General features: G+C 73.0%; 19 protein-coding genes. 15 read left to right on the top strand and 4 right to left on the bottom strand.

The window, feature by feature from the left end; genetic code table 11:
- Positions 1-11 precede the first annotated feature (11 nt).
- From MTP13_RS02320 to ccsB, 3 genes are read left to right on the top strand one after another with little or no spacing between them, the layout of a single operon-like run.
- Complete coding sequence (locus MTP13_RS02320; RefSeq protein WP_243569450.1) at positions 12-764, top strand: cytochrome c biogenesis CcdA family protein; 753 nt, start codon at positions 12-14, stop codon at positions 762-764.
- A complete protein-coding gene (resB, locus tag MTP13_RS02315) occupies positions 742-2,493 on the top strand; it encodes a cytochrome c biogenesis protein ResB (protein ID WP_243569449.1) in 1,752 nt (583 codons plus the stop codon). Before MTP13_RS02320 ends, resB begins: the two co-directional genes overlap by 23 nt.
- A 54-nt stretch (positions 2,494-2,547) precedes the next feature.
- Positions 2,548-3,588, top strand: a complete 1,041-nt coding sequence (gene ccsB / locus MTP13_RS02310) for a c-type cytochrome biogenesis protein CcsB (RefSeq protein ID WP_243570907.1) — start codon at positions 2,548-2,550, stop codon at positions 3,586-3,588.
- A 93-nt stretch (positions 3,589-3,681) separates the two neighbouring features.
- Here ccsB and MTP13_RS02305 read toward each other — a convergent pair whose 3' ends face one another.
- Positions 3,682-4,911: an MFS transporter gene (locus MTP13_RS02305; RefSeq protein WP_243569448.1), complete on the bottom strand. Its 1,230-nt coding sequence runs from the start codon at positions 4,909-4,911 to the stop codon at positions 3,682-3,684.
- Between the two features lie 60 nt (positions 4,912-4,971).
- Between MTP13_RS02305 and MTP13_RS02300 the strand changes: the two genes are divergently transcribed.
- Positions 4,972-5,334 carry a MerR family transcriptional regulator gene (locus tag MTP13_RS02300; RefSeq protein WP_243569447.1) on the top strand — a complete coding sequence of 121 codons (363 nt, stop codon included), beginning with the start codon at positions 4,972-4,974 and terminating at the stop codon, positions 5,332-5,334.
- Here MTP13_RS02300 and MTP13_RS02295 read toward each other — a convergent pair.
- A complete protein-coding gene (locus MTP13_RS02295) occupies positions 5,324-6,307 on the bottom strand; it encodes an o-succinylbenzoate synthase (RefSeq protein WP_243569446.1) in 984 nt (327 codons plus the stop codon). The genes MTP13_RS02300 and MTP13_RS02295 overlap by 11 nt on opposite strands.
- A 54-nt stretch (positions 6,308-6,361) precedes the next feature.
- Between MTP13_RS02295 and MTP13_RS02290 the strand changes: the two genes are divergently transcribed.
- The 3 genes from MTP13_RS02290 to MTP13_RS02280 are packed head-to-tail and all read left to right on the top strand — an operon-like array spanning position 6,362 to position 9,571.
- Positions 6,362-7,312, top strand: coding sequence for a 1,4-dihydroxy-2-naphthoyl-CoA synthase (locus MTP13_RS02290; protein WP_243569445.1), 951 nt, complete (start codon positions 6,362-6,364; stop codon positions 7,310-7,312).
- Between the two features lie 49 nt (positions 7,313-7,361).
- Entirely contained in the window at positions 7,362-8,558 is a 1,197-nt protein-coding gene (locus MTP13_RS02285) for an AMP-binding protein (protein WP_243569444.1), read from the top strand.
- A gap of 23 nt (positions 8,559-8,581) precedes the next feature.
- Positions 8,582-9,571, top strand: coding sequence for a 1,4-dihydroxy-2-naphthoate polyprenyltransferase (locus tag MTP13_RS02280; protein ID WP_279399756.1), 990 nt, complete (start codon positions 8,582-8,584; stop codon positions 9,569-9,571).
- 33 nt (positions 9,572-9,604) lie between these two features.
- On the opposite strand, the gene MTP13_RS02275 is transcribed toward MTP13_RS02280, so the two are convergent.
- On the bottom strand, positions 9,605-9,919 hold the full coding sequence (locus MTP13_RS02275) for a DUF4229 domain-containing protein (protein ID WP_243569443.1): 315 nt from the start codon (positions 9,917-9,919) through the stop codon (positions 9,605-9,607).
- Positions 9,920-10,016: 97 nt separating this feature from the next.
- On the opposite strand from MTP13_RS02275, the gene MTP13_RS02270 reads away from it, so the two are divergent.
- The 6 genes from MTP13_RS02270 to MTP13_RS02245 all read left to right on the top strand — a co-directional run bounded on the left by MTP13_RS02270 (position 10,017) and on the right by MTP13_RS02245 (position 16,905).
- A complete protein-coding gene (locus tag MTP13_RS02270; RefSeq protein WP_243569442.1) occupies positions 10,017-10,448 on the top strand; it encodes a PLD nuclease N-terminal domain-containing protein in 432 nt (143 codons plus the stop codon).
- Positions 10,441-12,432 carry a 2-succinyl-5-enolpyruvyl-6-hydroxy-3-cyclohexene-1-carboxylic-acid synthase gene (gene menD, locus MTP13_RS02265; protein ID WP_243569441.1) on the top strand — a complete coding sequence of 664 codons (1,992 nt, stop codon included), beginning with the start codon at positions 10,441-10,443 and terminating at the stop codon, positions 12,430-12,432. Before MTP13_RS02270 ends, menD begins: the two co-directional genes overlap by 8 nt.
- 269 nt (positions 12,433-12,701) lie before the next feature.
- Positions 12,702-13,814, top strand: a complete 1,113-nt coding sequence (locus tag MTP13_RS02260; RefSeq protein ID WP_243569440.1) for an ABC transporter substrate-binding protein — start codon at positions 12,702-12,704, stop codon at positions 13,812-13,814.
- Positions 13,811-14,611: an ABC transporter ATP-binding protein gene (locus tag MTP13_RS02255; RefSeq protein ID WP_243569439.1), complete on the top strand. Its 801-nt coding sequence runs from the start codon at positions 13,811-13,813 to the stop codon at positions 14,609-14,611. Before MTP13_RS02260 ends, MTP13_RS02255 begins: the two co-directional genes overlap by 4 nt.
- Complete coding sequence (locus tag MTP13_RS02250) at positions 14,604-15,470, top strand: ABC transporter permease (protein ID WP_243569438.1); 867 nt, start codon at positions 14,604-14,606, stop codon at positions 15,468-15,470. The genes MTP13_RS02255 and MTP13_RS02250 overlap by 8 nt, the downstream gene beginning before the upstream one ends.
- Positions 15,471-15,540: 70 nt before the next feature.
- A complete protein-coding gene (locus MTP13_RS02245; RefSeq protein WP_243569437.1) occupies positions 15,541-16,905 on the top strand; it encodes an NtaA/DmoA family FMN-dependent monooxygenase in 1,365 nt (454 codons plus the stop codon).
- A 125-nt stretch (positions 16,906-17,030) separates the two neighbouring features.
- Here the strand turns inward: MTP13_RS02245 and MTP13_RS02240 are convergent, their stop codons facing one another.
- Positions 17,031-17,621, bottom strand: coding sequence for a PadR family transcriptional regulator (locus tag MTP13_RS02240; RefSeq protein ID WP_243569436.1), 591 nt, complete (start codon positions 17,619-17,621; stop codon positions 17,031-17,033).
- A 130-nt stretch (positions 17,622-17,751) separates the two neighbouring features.
- Here MTP13_RS02240 and MTP13_RS02235 point away from each other — a divergent pair, with 130 nt between their 5' ends.
- On the top strand, positions 17,752-18,255 hold the full coding sequence (locus MTP13_RS02235; RefSeq protein WP_243569435.1) for a flavin reductase family protein: 504 nt from the start codon (positions 17,752-17,754) through the stop codon (positions 18,253-18,255).
- Positions 18,233-18,640 carry a riboflavin kinase gene (locus MTP13_RS02230; protein ID WP_243569434.1) on the top strand — a complete coding sequence of 136 codons (408 nt, stop codon included), beginning with the start codon at positions 18,233-18,235 and terminating at the stop codon, positions 18,638-18,640. Before MTP13_RS02235 ends, MTP13_RS02230 begins: the two co-directional genes overlap by 23 nt.

The raw sequence follows: 18,640 nt of genomic DNA, 5'->3' as shown, positions 1-18,640 counted from the left end.
GGAGGCCGGCGATGACGCCCGGCGAGCTCGTCTTCAGCGGGCAGCTGCTCGTGGCGATCCCGATCGCGATGGCGGCCGGCATCATCTCCTTCCTCTCCCCGTGCGTGCTGCCGCTCGTGCCCGGCTACCTCGGCTACCTCGGCGGCTTCACCGACGCCTCCGCCGACGCCGTCGCAGAACGGCGCAACCGGCGGCGGCTGCTGCTCGGCGTGCTGCTCTTCATCGCCGGATTCACCGTGGTCTTCCTCGTCTACACCTCGCTCGCCGGCGCGGCGGGCGCATGGCTGCGCGCCTGGCAGGACCCGATCACCCGGGTGCTCGGCGTCGTCATGATCGTGATGGGCCTCGTCTTCGTCGGCCAGTTCACCTTCCTGCAGCGGCAGCTCAAGCCGAGCTGGCGGCCCGCGACCGGCCTCGCCGGGGCGCCGCTGCTCGGCGTCGTGTTCGGCATCGGCTGGACCCCGTGCATCGGCCCGGCGCTCGCCGCCGTGCTGAGCCTCAGCCTGACCGCCGAGTCGGCGTGGCGCGGCGCCCTGCTCGGGCTCGCGTACTGCATCGGCCTCGGCATCCCGTTCCTCCTCGTCGCGTTCGGCTTCGGCTGGGCGACCGGGGCGCTGGCGTTCCTCCGCCGGCACATCCGCACCATCAACCTCATCGGCGGCGGCCTGCTCATCGTGATCGGCGTGATCATGGTGTCGGGGCTCTGGACCGCGTGGATGAGCGATCTGCAAGGGGTGATGAGTGGTATCGACCTCGTCCTCTGACCGCGACGGCGGCGTCGACCCGCTGCGGCCGGCCGACCACGTCGACTCGCCGGAGCCGCCCCCGGGTGACGGCCCGGGCGTCGCCCAGCCGAAGCTCGGCTTCGCCGGCTGGCTGCGCTTCGGCTGGCGCCAGCTCACGAGCATGCGCACGGCCATTCTGCTGCTCCTGCTGCTCGCGATCGCGGCGGTGCCCGGCTCGCTCGTGCCGCAGCGCTCGAGCGACCCGAACGGCGTCACGCAGTACTTCACCGACCACCCGGACACCGCGCCCGTGCTGGACTCGTTCCAGATGTTCGACGTCTACACCTCGGCGTGGTTCTCCGCGGTGTACCTGCTGCTGTTCGTCTCGCTGATCGGCTGCATCATCCCGCGCACGAAGCACCACTTCGAGGCGATGCGGGCGCGCCCGCCGCGCACGCCGGTGCGGCTCGGTCGGCTCGCCGGCTACACGACGCGCCCGCTTCCGGACGGGGTGGATGCCGAGACCGCCGTCGCCGAGGCGACGAAGCTCCTGAAGCAGGGACGGTACCGGGTCGAGCGCTACGAACTGCGCGGCGAGCCGAGCGTCTCGGCCGAGCGCGGCTACCTGCGCGAGACCGGCAACCTCGTCTTCCACACGGCGATGCTCGGCATCCTGGTCGCGGTGGGCGTCGGCGGCGGTTTCGGCTTCGCGGGCCAGCGCGTCATCGTCGAGGGCCAGTCCTTCGTGAACACCTTGGCCGCGTTCGACTCCTTCAACCCGGGTCGCTTCTTCGACCCGAGCTCGCTCGCGCCGTACAAGCTCTCGCTCCGCGAGCTCGACGCGGTCTACGAGACGCAGAACCAGGACGCCCTCGGCCAGCCCATCGACTTCACCGCGCACGTGACGATCACCGATCAGTCCGGCCCGGCGGAGGACGGGCAGGTCAAGGTCAACGAGCCGCTGCGCACCCACGGCACCGACGTGTTCCTGCTCGGCAACGGCTACGCGCCGCACATCGTGGTGCGCGACCCCGAGGGCGAGATCGTCTTCGACGACGCGGTGCCGTTCCTGCCGCAGGACGCGAACCTCACCTCCATCGGCGTCGTGAAGGTGCCCGACGGTCTCGACGAGCAGCTCGGCATGGTCGGCTTCTTCTACCCGACGCAGGACGTGCTCGGCTCGGGCGCCTACGCCTCGACCTACCCCGACCTCGTGCTGCCCGTGCTCACGCTGAACGTCTACGAGGGCGATCTCGGCATCGACAGCGGCACCCCGACCTCGGTGTACACGCTCGACCCCTCGGGTATGGACCAGCTCACCGGCGGCGAGACGGGCGTCGACTCGATCGAGCTGAAGCCCGGCGAGCTGACCGAGCTGCCCGGCGGCCGCGGCACCGTCGAGTTCGTCGACGACAGCCCGGACGCGCCCGCCGCGGTGCCCGCCGGGAGCGCCGCCGACCGCGACTACGCGCAGTCGGTGAAGCGCTTCGCCTCCTTCGACATCCACCACGACCCGACGCAGATCTGGGTGCTGGTGTTCGCCATCCTGATCCTCGCGGGCCTGCTCTCCTCGCTCTTCGTGCCGCGCCGCCGCATGTGGGTGAAGGTGGCGACCCGCCGCGACGGCAGCCGGGTGCTCGAGTTCGCGGGCCTCGCCCGCGGCGAGGATCCCGGGCTCGAGCAGGCGGTCTCCGCCCTCGCCGACAAGCTCGCCGGACCGGCGGCCGAGTCCGAACCCACCCACGACACCGCGAAGCCCACGACGTAAGGTAGATCCGTGCCCAGCCTCGATGAAATCTCAGTGCTCAGCGTGTACTCGGCCATGGCCGTGTACGCCATCGCCTTCATCGCCTTCTCGATCGACCTCGCGAAGCGCGGGGCCGCCGCGGCCAAGGCCGCCGACGAGCTCCGGCTGGCGCACGACGGCGACGAGCTGCCGGCCGCCGAGCGCGAGCGCGTCGGGGTACTGCAGGCCGCTGCGACGGCGAAGACCGCGGCGAGCGCCGCGGGCACCGGCGGCACCGGTGCCGGCGAGGCATCCGGTCGCGCCTCGCGCTGGCGCAGCGCGACCGCCGACGGCGCGAGCGTCGCCTACGGTCGCTCGCCCGCGCTGCGGGTGGGCGTCGCGATGACCGTGCTCGCGTGGCTGCTGCACCTCACGGCGACCCTGCTGCGCGGCTTCGCCGCCGGCCGCGTGCCGTGGGCCAACATGTACGAGTTCGCCCTGACCGGCACGCTCATCATCACGACGGTGTTCCTCGTCGTGCTCGTCGTCGCCAAGCACGACCTCCGCTTCCTCGGCACGTTCGTCACCGGGCTCGTGCTCGTGCTGCTCGGCGTCGCGACGGTGAACTTCTACGTCTCGGTCGTGCCGCTGCCGCCGGCGCTGCAGTCGGCCTGGCTCGTCATCCACGTGTTCGTGGCGACCACCTCGGTCGGCTTCTTCGCGCTCAGTTTCGCGCTCTCGGTGGTGCAGCTCATGCAGTCCCGCCGGGAGTCGCTCGTCGCCTCGGCGAAGGCCGTGAAGAAGTCGTTCCTCGCGACGCTGCCCGACTCGACGACTCTCGAGAACCTGGCGTACCGGGTGACCATCGTCGGCTTCATCCTCTGGACGTTCACCCTCATGGCCGGGTCGATCTGGGCCGAGGCCGCCTGGGGCCGCTACTGGGGCTGGGACACCAAGGAGGTGTGGACCTTCATCATCTGGGTGGTCTACGCCGGCTACATCCACGCCCGGGCGACGCGCGGCTGGCGCGGCTCCCGCTCGGCGTGGCTCGCGATCATCGGCTTCTCCACGGTGCTGTTCAACTTCACCGTCGTGAACCTCTTCTTCAAGGGCCTGCACGCCTACTCCGGCCTCTGAGCCGCCCGCGCGCCCGCATCCTCCCGCCCTCCCGCGGCCGCCGGCGCCCGCTCGCCCTCCCGGGGAGCGGTGCTCGCCGGGGCTCAGCGGTGATCAGGCGCGGGGGAGGCGGGCGAAGGCGGCCCGCACGGTCCCGGCGATGAGCGCGGCGAGCGCGACGAGCCCGAGCGCGAGCCAGGGCAGCGAGCCGATGCCGAGCGTGTCGAGCGCGAGCCCGCCGAGCAGGGCGCCGATGGCGATGGAACCGTTCCAGGACGCGACCACCATCGACTGGGCGACGTCGGCGGCCCCGCCGGCGATGCGGGCGGGCGCGGCCTGCAGCAGGGTGGGCGCGCCGCCGTAGGCGAGGCCCCAGAGCGCGATCGCGACGAGCACGATCACGGGCTGCGCCGCCGCGAGCCCGATCGCGACCATCGCGACGCCGAGCACCGCCGAGGAGATCAGCACCATCGCGCGCAGGTGCCGGTCGACGAGGGCGCCCGCGGTGAGCACGCCGGCGACGGCGAAGCCGCCGAAGAGCAGCAGGGCGAGATCGAGGTGCGCGGCGACGCCGGAGGCGACGGTGAGCGGGGCGATGTACGTGTACGCCACATTGTGCGCGAGCACGAAGGCGGCGGTCGTCGCGAGCACGGCGGCGAGGCCGGGCAGGCGCAGCACCTGCCGGAGCCCGGGCCGCTCGGCGGCGCGCTCGCCGCGGAAGGCGGGCAGCGCGAGCACGGCCCAGATCGCGAGCCCGGCGGCGAGGGCCGCCATCAGCGCGAACGCCGCCCGCCAGCCGAGCGCGGTGCCGAGGCTCGTCGCGATCGGCAGTCCGAAGGCGAAGGCGAGCGGGGTGCCGACCATCGCGACGGACAGCGCCCGCCCCGAGTGGGCGGGCGGCACCATGCGCATCGCGTAGCCCGCGGCCATCGCCCAGAGCAGGCCGGCGAGCATGCCGCCGACGACGCGGGCGACGAGGATCGTGAGGTAGTCGCCGGCGATCGCGGTCACCGCGTTCACGAGGACGAAGCCGGCGACGAGGGCGAGCAGCAGCGGCTTGCGGGGGATGCCCCGGGTCAGCGCCGTGAGCGGGATGGCCGTCACCGCGGTCGTCAGCGCGTACACGGCCACGAGAGAGCCGATCTGCGATTCGGAGACGCCGAGCTCGGCGCTCATGAGCGGCAGCAGGCCGGCGGGCATGATCTCGGTCACGACGCCGGTGAAGACGATCGCGGCGAGGGCGAGCAGCGCGTTGTAGGGCAGACGGCGCCCGGGGCGGGCGGATGCCTCGGCCGCCCGCCTCGGCTCGACGGCGGGGGTGGAATCAGTGATCGGAGCGGTCATGTCGCAAGTCTGAAACCTTCACACTAATGTGAAGGTCAAGCCGGATGATCGGAGGGCGTCATGCGCATCGGCGAACTCGCGGACCGCACCGGGGTGTCGACCCGGCTGCTCCGCTACTACGAGGAGCAGGGGCTCGTCTCCTCGAGCCGCGAGTCGAACGGGTACCGCGACTACCCGGAGCCCGCCGTCGAGCGGGTGAACCAGGTGCGCGGGCTGATCGAGGCGGGCATCCCGACCGCCGTCATCCTCGACATGCTGCCCTGCCTCGCGAGCACCTCGGTGGTCGAGGCGCCGGTCATCGCGCAGGCGCTCGCCGAGACGCTCGCCGAGCGACGCGCGCAGCTCGAGCAGCGCATCGGCTGCCTCGCGCGGAACCGCGACGCGATCAGCGCCTACCTCGACCGCGCGACGATCACCCGCTGAGCAGCGCGGCGCAGCGTTCGAGCCGCGCGAGCCACCAGCTCGTGCGCTCCTCGTCGGCCGAGTAGCGGTCGAGCAGCACGGGATCCGGCACGACCCGCCGCACCGGCACCGCGCCGTGCTCGGGCACCAACGGCTGCGCCGTGACGTCCGCCGCCAGGAGCGAGGCGGTGCCGAGCCCGCAGTCGAACGGGAGCTCGGGGACCGCTGCGGCGAGGTGCGCGCCCATCGCGAGCCCGACGCTCGTGTCGAGCGCGCTCGACACGTTCACCGGCAGCCCGGCGCGCTCGACGATCTCGAGCGCCCGACGGATGCCGCCGAGCGGCGCCGCCTTCACGACGAGGAGGTCGGCCGCGCCCGCCTCGGCGACGGCGAGCGGATCGGCCGCCCGGCGCACGCTCTCATCGGCGGCGACCGGGATGTCGAGGTAGGCGGTGCGCTCGCGGATCTCGGCGAGCTCCTCGACGGTCGCGCACGGCTGCTCGAGGTACTCGAGGTCGTACTCGGCGAGGGCGTGCACGGCCCGCTCGGCCTCGTCGACCGTCCAGCCGCCGTTCGCGTCGAGCCGCACCCGCCCCTCGGGGCCCAGCGCCCGGCGCACGGCCGCGACGCGCGCGATGTCCTGCGCGAGGGTCTGATCGGCCGCTGCGACCTTCACCTTCGCCGTGCGGCAGCCCGGGAACCGCCCGAGCACGGCGGGCACGCTGTCCGGGTCGACGGCGGGCACCGTCGCGTTCACCGGGATCCGGTCGCGCAGCGGGGCGGGCGGCGCGCTCCAGCCGAAGTCGATCGCGGCGGCGAGCCAGACCGCGGCCTCCTCGTCGGCGTACTCGGCGAAGGGGCTGAACTCGGTCCAACCCTCCGGGCCCTCGAGGAGCAGCGCCTCGCGCACGTCGATGCCGCGGAAGCGGGTCACGAGCGGCAGGGCGACGACGCGGGCGGTGGCGAGGAGCTCATGCAGCGGCGGCTGGACCATGCGCCCAGTCTCCCGCACCCCGGCGGGCGCCGCAGCGGGAATAGGCTGGGAGGCATGAGCGCCGAGGTGTCCGAGCTGTTCGATCCGAGCGAATGGGTGGATGCCGCACCCGCCCTCGCGGGCCCCGACGGCTTCACCGACCTGACGTACCACCACTCGAAGGACGGCCGCATCGCGCGGGTCGCCTTCGACCGCCCCGAGGTGCGCAACGCCTTCCGGCCGCACACGGTCGACGAGCTCTACCGCGCCCTCGAGGACGCGCGCACGAACCCGCGCATCGGCGTCGTGCTGCTCACCGGCAACGGGCCGAGCGCGAAGGACGGCGGCTGGGCGTTCTGCTCCGGCGGCGACCAGCGCATCCGCGGGCGCGACGGCTACAAGTACTCCGACGCCGAGACCGCGATCGTCGACGGCGCGGGCGGCACCGCCGACCCGCACGGGCACGCGGCCGTCGGGCGCCTGCACATCCTCGAGGTGCAGCGGCTCATCCGCTTCATGCCGAAGGTCGTCATCGCCGTCGTCCCGGGCTGGGCGGCGGGCGGCGGGCACTCCCTGCACGTCGTCTGCGACCTCACGATCGCGAGCCGCGAGCACGGCCGCTTCAAGCAGACGGATGCCGACGTCGGCTCCTTCGACGCGGGCTACGGCTCCGCCTACTTCGCCCGCCAGATCGGGCAGAAGTTCGCCCGCGAGGTGTTCTTCCTCGCCGAGGAGTACTCGGCCGAGCGGGCGTACGAGATGGGCGCCGTCAACCGGGTGGTTCCGCACGCCGAGCTCGAGCGCGAGGCGATCGCCATGGCGCGCACGATCCTCACCAAGTCCCCGACGGCGGTGCGCATGCTGAAGTTCGCGTTCAACGCCGTCGACGACGGCATGGTCGGCCAGCAGGTCTTCGCGGGCGAGGCGACCCGCCTCGCCTACGGCACCGACGAAGCCGTCGAGGGTCGTGACGCCTTCCTCGAGAAGCGCGCGCCCGACTGGGGGCCGTACCCGTGGCACTTCTGAGCCGCCGCGCACACGCGCGCCGTGCCGTCCGCCCGGCGGGGCCGGCGCAGTGAAACCGCTGCATCGGGTTCGGTCGGGCGAGCTCTCGCGGCTGCGTGCGGCGCTCGCCGCGGCGCTCGACGGCGGACCGGCGGTCTGGCCCGTGCCGGATGCCGGCGCCGCAGGTCAGCTCGACGAGGCATCCGCCGTCGCCCCCGCCCTCCGGGAGGTCGCCGACGACCTCGCGCTCGTCGTCGAGACGAGCGGCTCGACCGCCGCGCCGAAGCGGGTGGCCCTCAGCGCCGACGCGCTCGTGGCCAGCGCCGAGGCGACGCACGACGCCCTCGGCGGCCAGGGGCAGTGGCTGCTCGCGCTGCCGGGGCACTACATCGCGGGCGCGCAGGTGCTCGTCCGATCCCAGCTCGCGGGGCTCGACCCGGTGCCGACGCCCGACGGCCCGTTCACAGCGGCCGGGTTCGCGGCCGCCGCCTCGACGATGCTGCCCGAGGTGCCGCACTACGCCTCGCTCGTGCCCGTGCAGCTGGCCCGCCTCGTCGAGGGCGCCGACCGCGACCCCTTCGTCGCCGCCGCGCTGCGCTCCTTCGACGCCGTCCTCGTCGGCGGTCAGGCGCTCGGCGCCGAGCTCGCCGAACGGGCCGAGGCGCTCGGCGTGCGGATCGTGCGCACCTACGGCTCCAGCGAGACGGCCGGCGGATGCGTCTACGACGGCCGGCCGCTCGACGGCGTCCGTCTGCGCGTCGTCGACGGCGAGGTGCAGCTCGGCGGGCCCACGCTCGCGAGCGGCTACCTCGGCGACCCCGAGCGCACCGCGCGGGCGTTCCTCGCCGAGCGGGGCGAGCGCTGGTACCGCACGGGCGACCTCGGAGAGCTGACGGCAGAGGGGCGGCTTCGCATCCGCGGCCGCGCCGACGACGTCATCGTGTCCGGCGGGGTGAAGGTCGCGCTCGGCGAGGTCGAGCGCGCGGTGCGGGGGCTGCCCGGCTTCGCGGAGGCCGTCGTCGTCGCGGTGGCCGACGCCGAGTGGGGCGAGCGACCTGGCGTCGCGGTCGAGACCACCGCCTTCGCGGGGCTCGGCGACGACGCCGTGCAGCGGCAGCTCGCGGCGCTCGCGGCCGCGGTGGACGCCGCTGGCCTGCCGCCGGCCGGCCGACCGGTGCGGCTCGCGGCCCTGCAGGCGATGCCCCGGCTCGACTCCGGCAAGCCCGACCGCCGGGTGGTCGCCGCCCTCCTCGCGGCCCGCGCATAGCTCGCGGAACTAGGCTGAGGGCCGTGGTACGCCAGAAGCCCGCTCGCCCCGAGTCCGCCGCCCGTCGCCCCAAGCGCCCGGGACCGAGCGGCAACCCCGCCCGCGCCGCCCGGGGGCCGGTCGTCTCGCGCGGCCCGGCCACCGTCGGCGACTGGATCTCGGGCGCCCGACTGCGCACCCTGCCCCTCGCGATCGCACCGGTCGCGCTCGGCACGGGCGCGGGTGTCGTCGCCATCGCGGACGGCCCGTGGCATCCGACCCGCGCCGTGCTCGCGCTCATCGTCGCGCTCGCGCTGCAGATCGGCGTGAACTACGCGAACGACTACTCCGACGGCATCCGCGGCACCGACGACCACCGCGTCGGACCGGCGCGACTCACCGGCTCCGGGCTCGCCAAGCCGAAGCACGTGCTCGCCGTCGCGCTCGCCTTCCTCGGCCTCGCCGCGCTCGCCGGCCTCGCCCTCGTCGTCATCACGCAGCAGTGGTGGCTGCTCGCCGTCGGCGCCGCCGCGATCGTGGCCGCCTGGTTCTACACCGGCGGCAAGCGTCCCTACGGCTACGCGGGGCTCGGGGAGCTGTTCGTCTTCGTGTTCTTCGGCCTCGTCGCGACCGCCGGCTCGGCGTTCGTGCAGGCGCTCGACGTGAACCTCGAGGCGTGGTCGGGCGGCGTCGGCGTGGGCCTGCTCGCCTGCGCCGTGCTCATGGCGAACAACCTTCGCGACGTCGAGCAGGACCGCGCCTCCGGCAAGCGCACGCTCGCGGTGCTCGTCGGCGCACCCGTCGGGCGGGCGCTGTTCTGCGTCTTCATGCTCGTGCCGTTCGGCATCGCCGCGTTCTGGGCGCTGCTCTATCCGACGGCGTGGCTCGTGCTGTTCGCCCTGCTCGCGGCGCTGCCCGCCTGCGTCATCGTCGTCTCGGCGCGCACGGCGAAGGAGCTGCTCATCGCGCTGCAGCTCGCGAGCCTCACGGCGCTCGTCTACGGCGTCGGACTGGGGCTCGTCTTCGCGCTCTGAGCGGTCACGCTGAGCTGGAGTCGGGGTCGCCCGCTACTCGGCGCGCTTCGGCGCCGCGTCGGCCGGGTGGGCGGATGCCTCGTGCTCGACGGCCTCGACGGCCGCGTCCTCCTCGGCGTCGTCGTCGCGGACGAGCGGCTGCTCACGATGGCGGGCGGCGTAGAGGTCGCCCGAGAGGGCCTCGCGGGGCTTGCGCAGGAACAGGAGCGAGGCGCTCAGCCCGAACACCGCCGCGACGAGGGTCGACACCCAGACGTTCACGTTCGCGATGAGCAGCACGGCGAGCGGCACCGCGAAGAGCAGGATGCGCAGCGCGGTGTACCAGATCCAGACGGGCACCGATTTCACCCTGCCAGTGTAGGCGCGGCGGCTGAGCGCGGGCTGCGGGCCCACGTGCACCGGGCTCTCCCAGCCTGCCGTGATCTGGCGCGCCTAGACTGGGGGCATGCCGAGGCTCGCTGTCATCGTCGTGGCAGCCGCGATCGTCTTCTGGATCTACACGATCGTCGATTGCGCGCTGTTCGATCGGCTGCGCGTGCGCGGCCTCCGCAAGGGCTGGTGGGTCGCCCTCGTGATCCTCGTGCCGGTCATCGGCGGCGTGCTCTGGTTCATGATCGGCCGGGGCCGCCGCAACCGCAGCGGCCGCTCGCTCGCGCCCGACGACGACGCGGAGTTCCTGCGCCGGCTCGGCTCCGACGCCGTGCAGGAGGAGCGCATCCGCCGCCTCGAGCAGGAGCTCGCCGACCTCGACGACGACCCGGGCACGGGCGACGACGGGCACGACTCCGGGGCGGGGCATCCGAGCCGCGGCGATCGTGGCCCGCACGACCCCGAGGGGCCGGGCGAGCCCGGCCAGCCCGGTCGACCGCATGACTGACCCGGGTGCCGCGGGCGCTGCGCCCGAGGCATCCGAGCACCGCCGGAGCCCCGCGAGCCAGTTCGCCGTGGCCCTCCTCGCCGAGCTCGAACGGCTCGGCGTGCGCGACGTGGTCGTCGCCCCCGGTTCCCGCTCGCAGGCCCTGGCGCTCGCGGCCGCCGAGTTCGAGCGCGCCGGGCGGCTGCGGCTGCACGTGCGCATCGACGAGCGCAGCGCGGGCTTCCTCGCGCTCGGCCTCGGCGTGGAGTCGGGGCACCCGGCCGCGGTCGTCGCGACCTCGGGCACGGCCGTCGCGAACCTGCACCCCTCAGTGCTCGAAGCGCATCACGCCGGGGTGCCGCTGCTCGTGCTCGCCGCCGACCGGCCCGCGGAGCTCCGCGGCATCCGCTCGAACCAGACGACCATGCAACCCGGCATCTTCGCCGGTGCGGTGCGCCTCGAGCGCGACGTCTCCGCGCCCGAGGGCGCGCCCGGCGAGGTCGAGACGGCCGCCGAGCTCGCGCGCCTCGCGGTCGCCGCGGCGGAGGGACGGGATGGCACGGGCGAGCCGGTGCCGCACCCCGGCCCCGGCCCGGTGCTGCTGAACCTGCAGCTGCGCGAGCCGCTCTCCGCGGTGGCCGAGCTGCCTCCGCCGGCCGCTGACGGGCCGGAGCCGTCGCTCTCGCCCGTCGGCGACGCCGGTGCCGGGGGCGTCAGCGGGCAGGCCGGGGCGCTCGCCCGCGGGCCGCGCACCGTCGTCGTCGCGGGAGCCGGCGCCGGCCCCGCCGCCGAGGCGCTCGCCCGCGCGGGCGGTTGGCCGCTCATCGCCGAGATCACGAGCGGGGCGCGGTTCGGGCCGAACCTCGTGCCCGCGTACCGCGAGGTGCTCGCCGAGCGCGGCCTCGGCGACGCCGTCGAGCGGCTCGTCGTGTTCGGGCACCCGACGCTGTCCCGCGAGCTGCCCGCCCTCGTGCAGCGCGAGGGCGTCGAGACCGTCGTCGTCGCCCCGAGCGGCGTCGAATGGTTCAACCCCGGCCACCGGGCCCGCCGCTTCGAGCGCGCCGTGCACGTCGAACCCGGCGCGCCCGCCGAGGGGGAGCGCGCCTGGCTCGGCCGCTGGCTGCAGGCCGGCCGGGCGCTGGCCGCCGCGAGCGCGCCCGCCGAACCCGAGGCCGTCCGCACCGGCGTCGACGAGACCGGCCACGTCACCGACTTCGCCGCGCAGCGCGCCTTCCTCGACGCGCAGCTCGGCCGCATGCGCGAGCCCGTCGGCCGCCGCCTGCTCGCCGAGTCGGTGTGGTCGGCGAGCTGGCCGCACGACCGGCTCGTGCTCGGGGCCTCCCGGCTCATCCGCGACGCCGACCGCGTCGTGCCCGGGCGCCGCATCCACGCGCACGCGAACCGCGGGCTCTCCGGCATCGACGGCACCGTCGCGACGGCGCTCGGCATCGCCATCGCCAGCCAGCAGCCGGCGGCGGCGGAGGCAGGTGAACCGGCGCAGGCTGCGGCCGAGGCATCCGCTGCCGGGCCGGCGCCCGCCGCGCACGAGGGCTTCGATCCCGCGGCCGGCGACGACCTCGCCGCCATGCTCGCCCGCGCCGCCGAGGTCGAGCAGCAGCTCGCCGAGGCGAAGGCCGGCCGCGCCGCCCAGGAGGCCCGTGCCCGGGCCGAGTCGAGTGTGACCCGGGTGCTGCTCGGCGACCTCACCCTGCTGCACGACGTCGGCTCGCTGCTGCTCGGCGCGGGGGAGACCCGCCCGCGGATTCTCGTCGTCGTGGGCAACGACGGCGGCGGCACGATCTTCGACTCGCTCGAGGTCGCCGCCTCCGCGCCCGCCGAGGCGTTCGACCGCGTGCAGTACACCCCGCAGTCGGTCGACCTCGAAGCCCTCGCCCGCGCCTACGGATGGCGGTACCGGCGCGCCGCCGTCCGCTCGGAGCTCGAGGCCGCGCTCGGCGAGGCCGTGACCGAGCCCACCATCCTCGAGGTCCCGCTCAGCCGCTGAGCCGCCGGCCGTTGCCCTGGCCGCCCCCGCCCCCGCCCCCGCCCCCGCCCCCGCCCCCGCTCACGGTCACACTCCCGCGTCCGGCGGAGGAGATTGGCGCGTCGGGAGGACGGAATCGGGCCTCGACACCTCCTGCGGTGCGAATCTCCTCCCCTCAGGGGCGCCGGGCGCGAGGCTGGCCGAACCGGCAATGGTCACTGTTTGCACAGTCAAGATTGAATATGCTAATTTCATCGAGCCATCAACGACGAACGGCCGAAGGGAACGACATGGACGTGTTTTCTCGGAGCGGTTCCCGGCGGGCCCTCCCCGCCGCAATCGCCGCCATCGCCCTCATCACCGTGCTGGGCGGCTGCGCCCAACAGGGCGCGGGCGCTCAGCCCGCATCCGGTGACACCGACGTGCTCATCGACGACGCGGCGTGCCAGCGCAACCGCGACGCGGGCACGATCACCTACATCTCCGGCTACGGCTACTCCGCGAGCGCCGGGCAGCTCGACGTCTTCCTCGCGAAGGAGCGGGGCTACTTCGATGCGCTCTGCCTCGACGTCGACATCAACGCCTCCGGAGCGAACGGCCAGCAGCTCGTGGCATCCGGCCAGGCGCAGTTCACGGCCCTCGGCTCGGCGTCCGACGTCATGCTCGCCGCGGCGAACAGCAAGAACCTCACGGCGATCGCCACCTACGGCGACACCTCGCCGTTCTCGATCTTCGCGAACGAGCAGATCACGAGCCTGAAGGACCTTGAAGGCAAGAAGCTCGGCTACTTCATCAACCTCACGCCCGTGGCCTCGGCGATGCTCGACGCCGCCGGCGTCGACGTCTCGAAGGTCGAGCTCATCAAGATGACCAACTACGACCCGACGGTCGTCACCCGCGGTCAGGTCGATGCGATCGTCGGGTACGCCTCGAACCAGCCCGAGAAGCTCCGCTCCCTCGAGCTGCCGTTCACCGAGTTCCTCCCGGCCGACTCCGGCGTCGGCGGCACCTACAACGTCATGGAGGTGAACTCGGCCTTCCTCGCGGAGCACCGCGAGGTGTCCGCCGACTTCATGCGGGCGAGCCTCAAAGCGCTGCAGGAGTGCCTCGACGACGAGGCCGCCTGCGTCGAGGAGATCAGCGCTCTCGCCGAGGCGAACAATCAGGGATCCGCATTCCCGGTCGACCAGCAGGAGCGCACTTGGCGCGTCGAGTCGAGCTGGGTCCGCGACAGCGCGAGCGGCATGCCCGGCGTGCTCAGCGAAGCGGCCTGGGAGTCCGAGTACGCCCTCGTGCAGGAGTACGGCGGGCTGAAGGACCTGCCGCCGCTCGCCGACATGATGGACACCGAGCTCGTCGCCTCGCTGTACCAGGACGGCGCACTCGTCTGGCCGGGCGAATGAGCGCCGCGGTGATCGACGCCGGGGTCCGGGTCAGCAACGTCTCGAAGTCCTTCGGCGCCGACGGCTCCCGTGTGACGGTGCTCGATGACGTCAGCCTGACCATCGGGATGGGCGAGTTCGTCTCCGTCATCGGGCCGTCGGGGTGCGGCAAGTCGACGCTCCTGAAGGTCGTCGCCGGGCTCATCGACGCCGACGGCGGCACGGTCCAGATCGATGGATCGACCGTGCGCGCCGCCGCCGCCGACAAGCGCATCGGGCTCGTGCCGCAGTCGCCGGCGCTGCTGCCGTGGCGCACGGTGCTCGACAACGTGCGGCTGCCGCTCACCGTGAACCGGCGGGCCGACGCCGGCCGCGCCATCCGTGATCCGAAGGAGCTGCTCGCCTCGTTCGGACTCGGCCACGCGATGCAGAAGTATCCGGGTCAGCTCTCCGGCGGTATGCAGCAGCGCGCCGCCATCGCCAGGGCGTTCGTCTTCGACCCGGCGATCATGCTGATGGACGAGCCGTTCTCCGCGCTCGATGAGATGAACCGCGATCAGCAGCGGCTCGGTCTGCTGGACTTCTGGCAGTCGAACCGCAAGGCCGTGCTCTTCGTGACGCACTCCGTGCCGGAGGCGATCATGCTCTCCGACCGGATCGTCGTGATGGCCGCCCACCCCGGTCGCATCGATCGGATCATCGACGTCGATCTTCCGCGTCCCCGCACCGAGGAGGCGTACGCGAGCGACGAGTTCCGCGAACTGGAGCGGGTGGTGCGCACCGCCCTGCACGAAGTGATGGGTGGAGCCCATGTCTGAGACCAGCACGATCGATGCGACCGCCTCGATGGCGGCCGCCGAGCTCGCCGACCGTCGGAGCCGGCGCGACGCGCCGAGCGCGCGCCGAGCGCCCGCCTGGCTCCGGCCGAGGGTGTGGCTGCCGACGGCGATCACCTTCGCCGTCGCGGCCTTCCTCTGGCAGTTCGTGGCGATCACGAATCCGTACGTCATCCCAACGCTCGACGCGATCGGCGCGAGCCTCGCCGGCGACCCGGCGATGTACTGGGCGAACTTCCTGGTGACGCTGCAGGAGGTCGTGATCGGCGCGGCGAGCGGCATCGTCGCGGGCTTCCTGCTCGCCGTCGTGATGGCCGAGTTCCGCCTGATCGAGCGTGCCGTGATGCCGCTCGTGGTGGTCGTCATGGTCACCCCGATCGTCGCGATCGCTCCCGCTCTCGTCGTGGCCTTCGGCTTCGGGATGATGCCGAAGTACATCGTGACGGCCCTCGTCGTGTTCTTCCCGATGCTGGTGAACTCGCTCGCCGGGCTCCGCGACGTCGACGTGAAGGCGCTCGACGTCTTCCGGACGCTGCATGCGAGCAAGTGGGAGATCTTCCGCGATCTCCGCTTCCCGGGCTGCATGCCGTACGTCTTCGCCGGCCTGCGCATCGCCCTGCCCCTCGCGGTCGTCGGCGCGGCCGTCGCGGAGTTCGTCGCGGCCGGACAGCAGGCCGGGCTCGGCTCGCTCGTGACGACGTCCGCTGCACAAGCGAACCTCCCCGTGACCTGGGCGAGCATCGCGCTGCTGTGCGTGATGGGCGTGCTGCTCGTCTCGCTCCTCGCCGTCGTGCGCAAGCGCGTGCTGTGGTGGAGCGACGGCGAGGTCGTCGCCCGCTGAGACCGATCGGCGCCGTGAGCGCCGGGATCCGCCGGCCGTGGTGGCCGGACCCATCGAGAAGGAGGAACTGATGAGACGACTTCGCTTCGGACTCTTCGAGAACGCCCAGGCGAACGACTCGGGCACGGCGACCTGGCGGCATCCCGACAACCAGCGGGTGCGCTTCGACGAGCTCGCGTACTGGCGCGATCTCGCGCGGCTCTGCGAAGACGCGCGGCTCGACTTCCTCTTCCTGGCGGATGCCTGGGGCTGGGCCGACGTGAACGGCGAGCGCCCCGAGATCTGCTCGGTCGAGGGGCTCGACCTCCCGCGCCTGGACCCGGCGGTGGTCGCGTCCGCGCTCATGGCGCAGACCGAGCAGCTCGGTCTCGTCATGACGGGCTCGGTGCTGACGGAGCAGCCGTACGCCTTCGCCAGGCGGATGGCGAGCCTCGATCAGCTCTCGGGCGGACGGATCGGCTGGAACGTCGTGACGACCGGGACGGCCGAGACCGCGGTGCAGGCGTTCGGCATCCCCATGGTCCCGCACGATGAGCGCTACCGGATGGCCGACGACTTCATGGAGCTCGTTTACAAGCTCTGGGAGGGCGCGTGGGAACCGGACGCGCTCGTGAAGGACAAAGGCGGCGTGTTCGCCGATCCCTCGAAGGTGCACCGCATCGCCCACGAGGGGCCGTACTTCCGCTCGCACGGCTACGGCAACACCGCGTATTCGCCCCAGGGCACCCCGGTGCTGTTCCAGGCCGGCGCCTCGCCCGCGGGACGGGCGTTCGGCGGCAAGCACGGCGAGTGCATGTTCATCGGCGCCGGCTCGGTCGCGCAGCTGGCCGAGCACACCCGGGCCATCCGCGCCGAGGCGGTCGCCTCGGGACGCTCGGCCGATGCGGTGAAGATCATGTCGGCGTTCGCCTGCGTCGTGGGCAAGACGACCGCCGACGCCGAACGCAAGTACCAGCGGGTGCTCGACGCGCAGAGCCCGGAGGTGGCAGTCGCCTCCTACGCGTGGTTCACCGGGCTCGATCTCTCCTCGTACGAGCCGGACACGCCCATGACGGAGCTGCACACGGAGCTCTCGCAGACGCAGGTGGCGCGGTTCGCGGGCCTCACGGTGGGTGACGTGCTGAAGGACTGGCATGCGCACGGCGTCGGCGCGAAGCCGGTCGTCGGGACGCCCGAGGAGATCGCCGATCGCCTGTGCGAGCTCGCCGAGGGCGCCGATCTCGACGGGTTCCTGCTCTCGCCGGTGATCCAGCCCGGCTCCACGCAGGACTTCGTGGAGCACGTGCTGCCGATCCTCCGCGAGCGTGGCGTCGCCGGGAAGGAGTACGAGGGGGCGACGCTCCGCGAGCGGCTCCTCGGCACCGGGTCCGCGATGCTGCCGGCGGAGCATCCCGCCGCAGCGCACCGCGCGGGCGGGCTGCGGCGCGCGGCCTGATCGGGTCGGGCTGCGCGGGCGCGGGCCGGTCGGGTCGGGTGGCGCCGATCGCCCGCCTTCGTCCGAAGGCGGGCGGTCCGCCCGTGCGGCTGGGTGCCGCGCCGCGGTCGATGCCGCGGTCGGCGTCAGCGCCGGGGCCGCTCCTCGCGGGGGTCGTCGGCGAAGGAGTACTCGCCCTGCCGCAGCCGCTCGGCGAGCGAGCGCGCCCACTCCTGCTCGGCCTTGAGCCTGGCGGTGGACAGTTCGAAGATCTCGCGCACGTACTTCGGCGTCGTCTCCGAGCGTGCCGTGTCCTCGATGTGGAAGCCGTTGGTGAGCACGATCGCGTCGATCTTGCTGATGCGGTGCTCGAGGCCGGCGATGACCTCCTGCCGGCTGAGGATGAACATGAACGAGGCGATCACCATGACCGCCTGCGTGTCGAACGGCTCGACGTTCCAGAGCGTGTCGCGCAGCATCCGCATGAGCTCGACCTCGCCGGCCGGCGTGATCGTGTAACTGGTGCGCGCGGGGCGTTTGCCGTCGGACTCCGTGCCGCTCTCGCGCACGTAGCCGTCCTGCTCCAGCGAGCGGAGCGCGTTGTAGATCGAGCCTGGCTGGATGTTGGCCCACTCGTCGACGAGCCAGGTCATCAGCTCGCGGCGGAGGAAGTAGCCGTGCACGGGTTGGAACTGGTGCACCGCGCCGAGCACGACGAGACGTGTTGGTGACGACATGCCTCCCATCGTAGACAGCCGGACTCGATGTTCCGCTTGTTTTGCATGATCAAATCTGCATAAGCTTTCCCATGATAGACAAACTTGACTACTTGGGCGGCTCGACCGGCCCAGGAGAGCGGAGTCGACGATGACCACCCAGCAGTCCCTGAGCGAGTCCCCGCAGCTGGCGCTGCGCCGGGCGTTCTCAGCCTTTCCCACCGGCGTCGTCGCCCTGGCCGCGGTCGTCGACGGCGCGCCGGCCGGAATGGCGGTGAACTCCTTCACCTCGATCTCCCTTGATCCGCCGCTCGTCGCGGTGAGCGTCGCCCGCACCTCCACCACCTGGCCGCTGCTGGCCGACCGGCCGGGGCTCGGGCTCAGCGTGCTCGGCTCCGAGCAGGAGGCGCTCTGCCGGCGGCTCTCCGCGCGCACCGGCGACCGATTCGCCGACGCCGACTGGCGGACCGGCGAGAACGGCTCGGTGCTCGTCGAGGGTGCGGCGCTCTGGCTCGAGTGCGGTATCCACGCCGTGTACGACGGCGGCGACCACGAGATCGTGCTGCTCGAGGTGCTCGGCTCCGAGATGTTCCCGGAGGTCGCGCCGCTCGTGTTTCACCAGAGCCGCTTCCATGCCCTCGGCAACGCCGGCTGAGCCGAGCTTCGCCGGAATCGTCGTCGGCGGGCACGGCCGCGGTCGCGTGCTCGGCTTCCCGACCGCGAACGTCGCCGTCGCCGAGGGGGCCGTGCCGCCCGTCGACGGGGTCTACGCCTGCTGGATCCGCTTCCCGCCCGCCGAGGCCCGTCATGGCGCCACCGTGAGCGTCGGCGACAACCCCACGTTCGACGACGTGTTCGAGCGGCGGGTCGAGGCTTACGTGCACGACCTCGACGAGGACCTCTACGGCCGGGCGATCTCCGTCGAGCCCGTGGCCATGCTCCGCGAGATGCGGCGCTTCGACACCCTCGACGAGCTCATCGCGCGCACCGAGCACGACGTGCGACGCTCGCGCGAGCTTCTCGCCCGGCTCGATCCGTGA

It is taken from the genome of Agromyces soli (assembly GCF_022811605.1).
GTDB lineage: Bacteria > Actinomycetota > Actinomycetes > Actinomycetales > Microbacteriaceae > Agromyces > Agromyces soli.
The sequence above is the reverse complement of the archived record's forward strand: the minus strand, read 5'-3'. Positions and strand labels throughout refer to the sequence as shown.

What these genes read in the sequence shown, in the direction of transcription:
- MTP13_RS02320 (WP_243569450.1), top strand. Translation starts at nt 12, where the DNA reads ATGACGCCCGGCGAGCTCGTCTTCAGCGGGCAGCTGCTCGTGGCGATC.
- ccsB (WP_243570907.1), top strand. Translation starts at nt 2,548, where the DNA reads ATGGCCGTGTACGCCATCGCCTTCATCGCCTTCTCGATCGACCTCGCG.
- MTP13_RS02305 (WP_243569448.1), bottom strand. Translation starts at nt 4,911, where the DNA reads ATGACCGCTCCGATCACTGATTCCACCCCCGCCGTCGAGCCGAGGCGG.
- MTP13_RS02300 (WP_243569447.1), top strand. Translation starts at nt 4,972, where the DNA reads ATGCGCATCGGCGAACTCGCGGACCGCACCGGGGTGTCGACCCGGCTG.
- MTP13_RS02295 (WP_243569446.1), bottom strand. Translation starts at nt 6,307, where the DNA reads ATGGTCCAGCCGCCGCTGCATGAGCTCCTCGCCACCGCCCGCGTCGTC.
- MTP13_RS02290 (WP_243569445.1), top strand. Translation starts at nt 6,362, where the DNA reads ATGAGCGCCGAGGTGTCCGAGCTGTTCGATCCGAGCGAATGGGTGGAT.
- MTP13_RS02270 (WP_243569442.1), top strand. Translation starts at nt 10,017, where the DNA reads ATGCCGAGGCTCGCTGTCATCGTCGTGGCAGCCGCGATCGTCTTCTGG.
- menD (WP_243569441.1), top strand. Translation starts at nt 10,441, where the DNA reads ATGACTGACCCGGGTGCCGCGGGCGCTGCGCCCGAGGCATCCGAGCAC.
- MTP13_RS02260 (WP_243569440.1), top strand. Translation starts at nt 12,702, where the DNA reads ATGGACGTGTTTTCTCGGAGCGGTTCCCGGCGGGCCCTCCCCGCCGCA.
- MTP13_RS02255 (WP_243569439.1), top strand. Translation starts at nt 13,811, where the DNA reads ATGAGCGCCGCGGTGATCGACGCCGGGGTCCGGGTCAGCAACGTCTCG.
- MTP13_RS02250 (WP_243569438.1), top strand. Translation starts at nt 14,604, where the DNA reads ATGTCTGAGACCAGCACGATCGATGCGACCGCCTCGATGGCGGCCGCC.
- MTP13_RS02245 (WP_243569437.1), top strand. Translation starts at nt 15,541, where the DNA reads ATGAGACGACTTCGCTTCGGACTCTTCGAGAACGCCCAGGCGAACGAC.
- MTP13_RS02240 (WP_243569436.1), bottom strand. Translation starts at nt 17,621, where the DNA reads ATGTCGTCACCAACACGTCTCGTCGTGCTCGGCGCGGTGCACCAGTTC.
- MTP13_RS02235 (WP_243569435.1), top strand. Translation starts at nt 17,752, where the DNA reads ATGACCACCCAGCAGTCCCTGAGCGAGTCCCCGCAGCTGGCGCTGCGC.
- MTP13_RS02230 (WP_243569434.1), top strand. Translation starts at nt 18,233, where the DNA reads ATGCCCTCGGCAACGCCGGCTGAGCCGAGCTTCGCCGGAATCGTCGTC.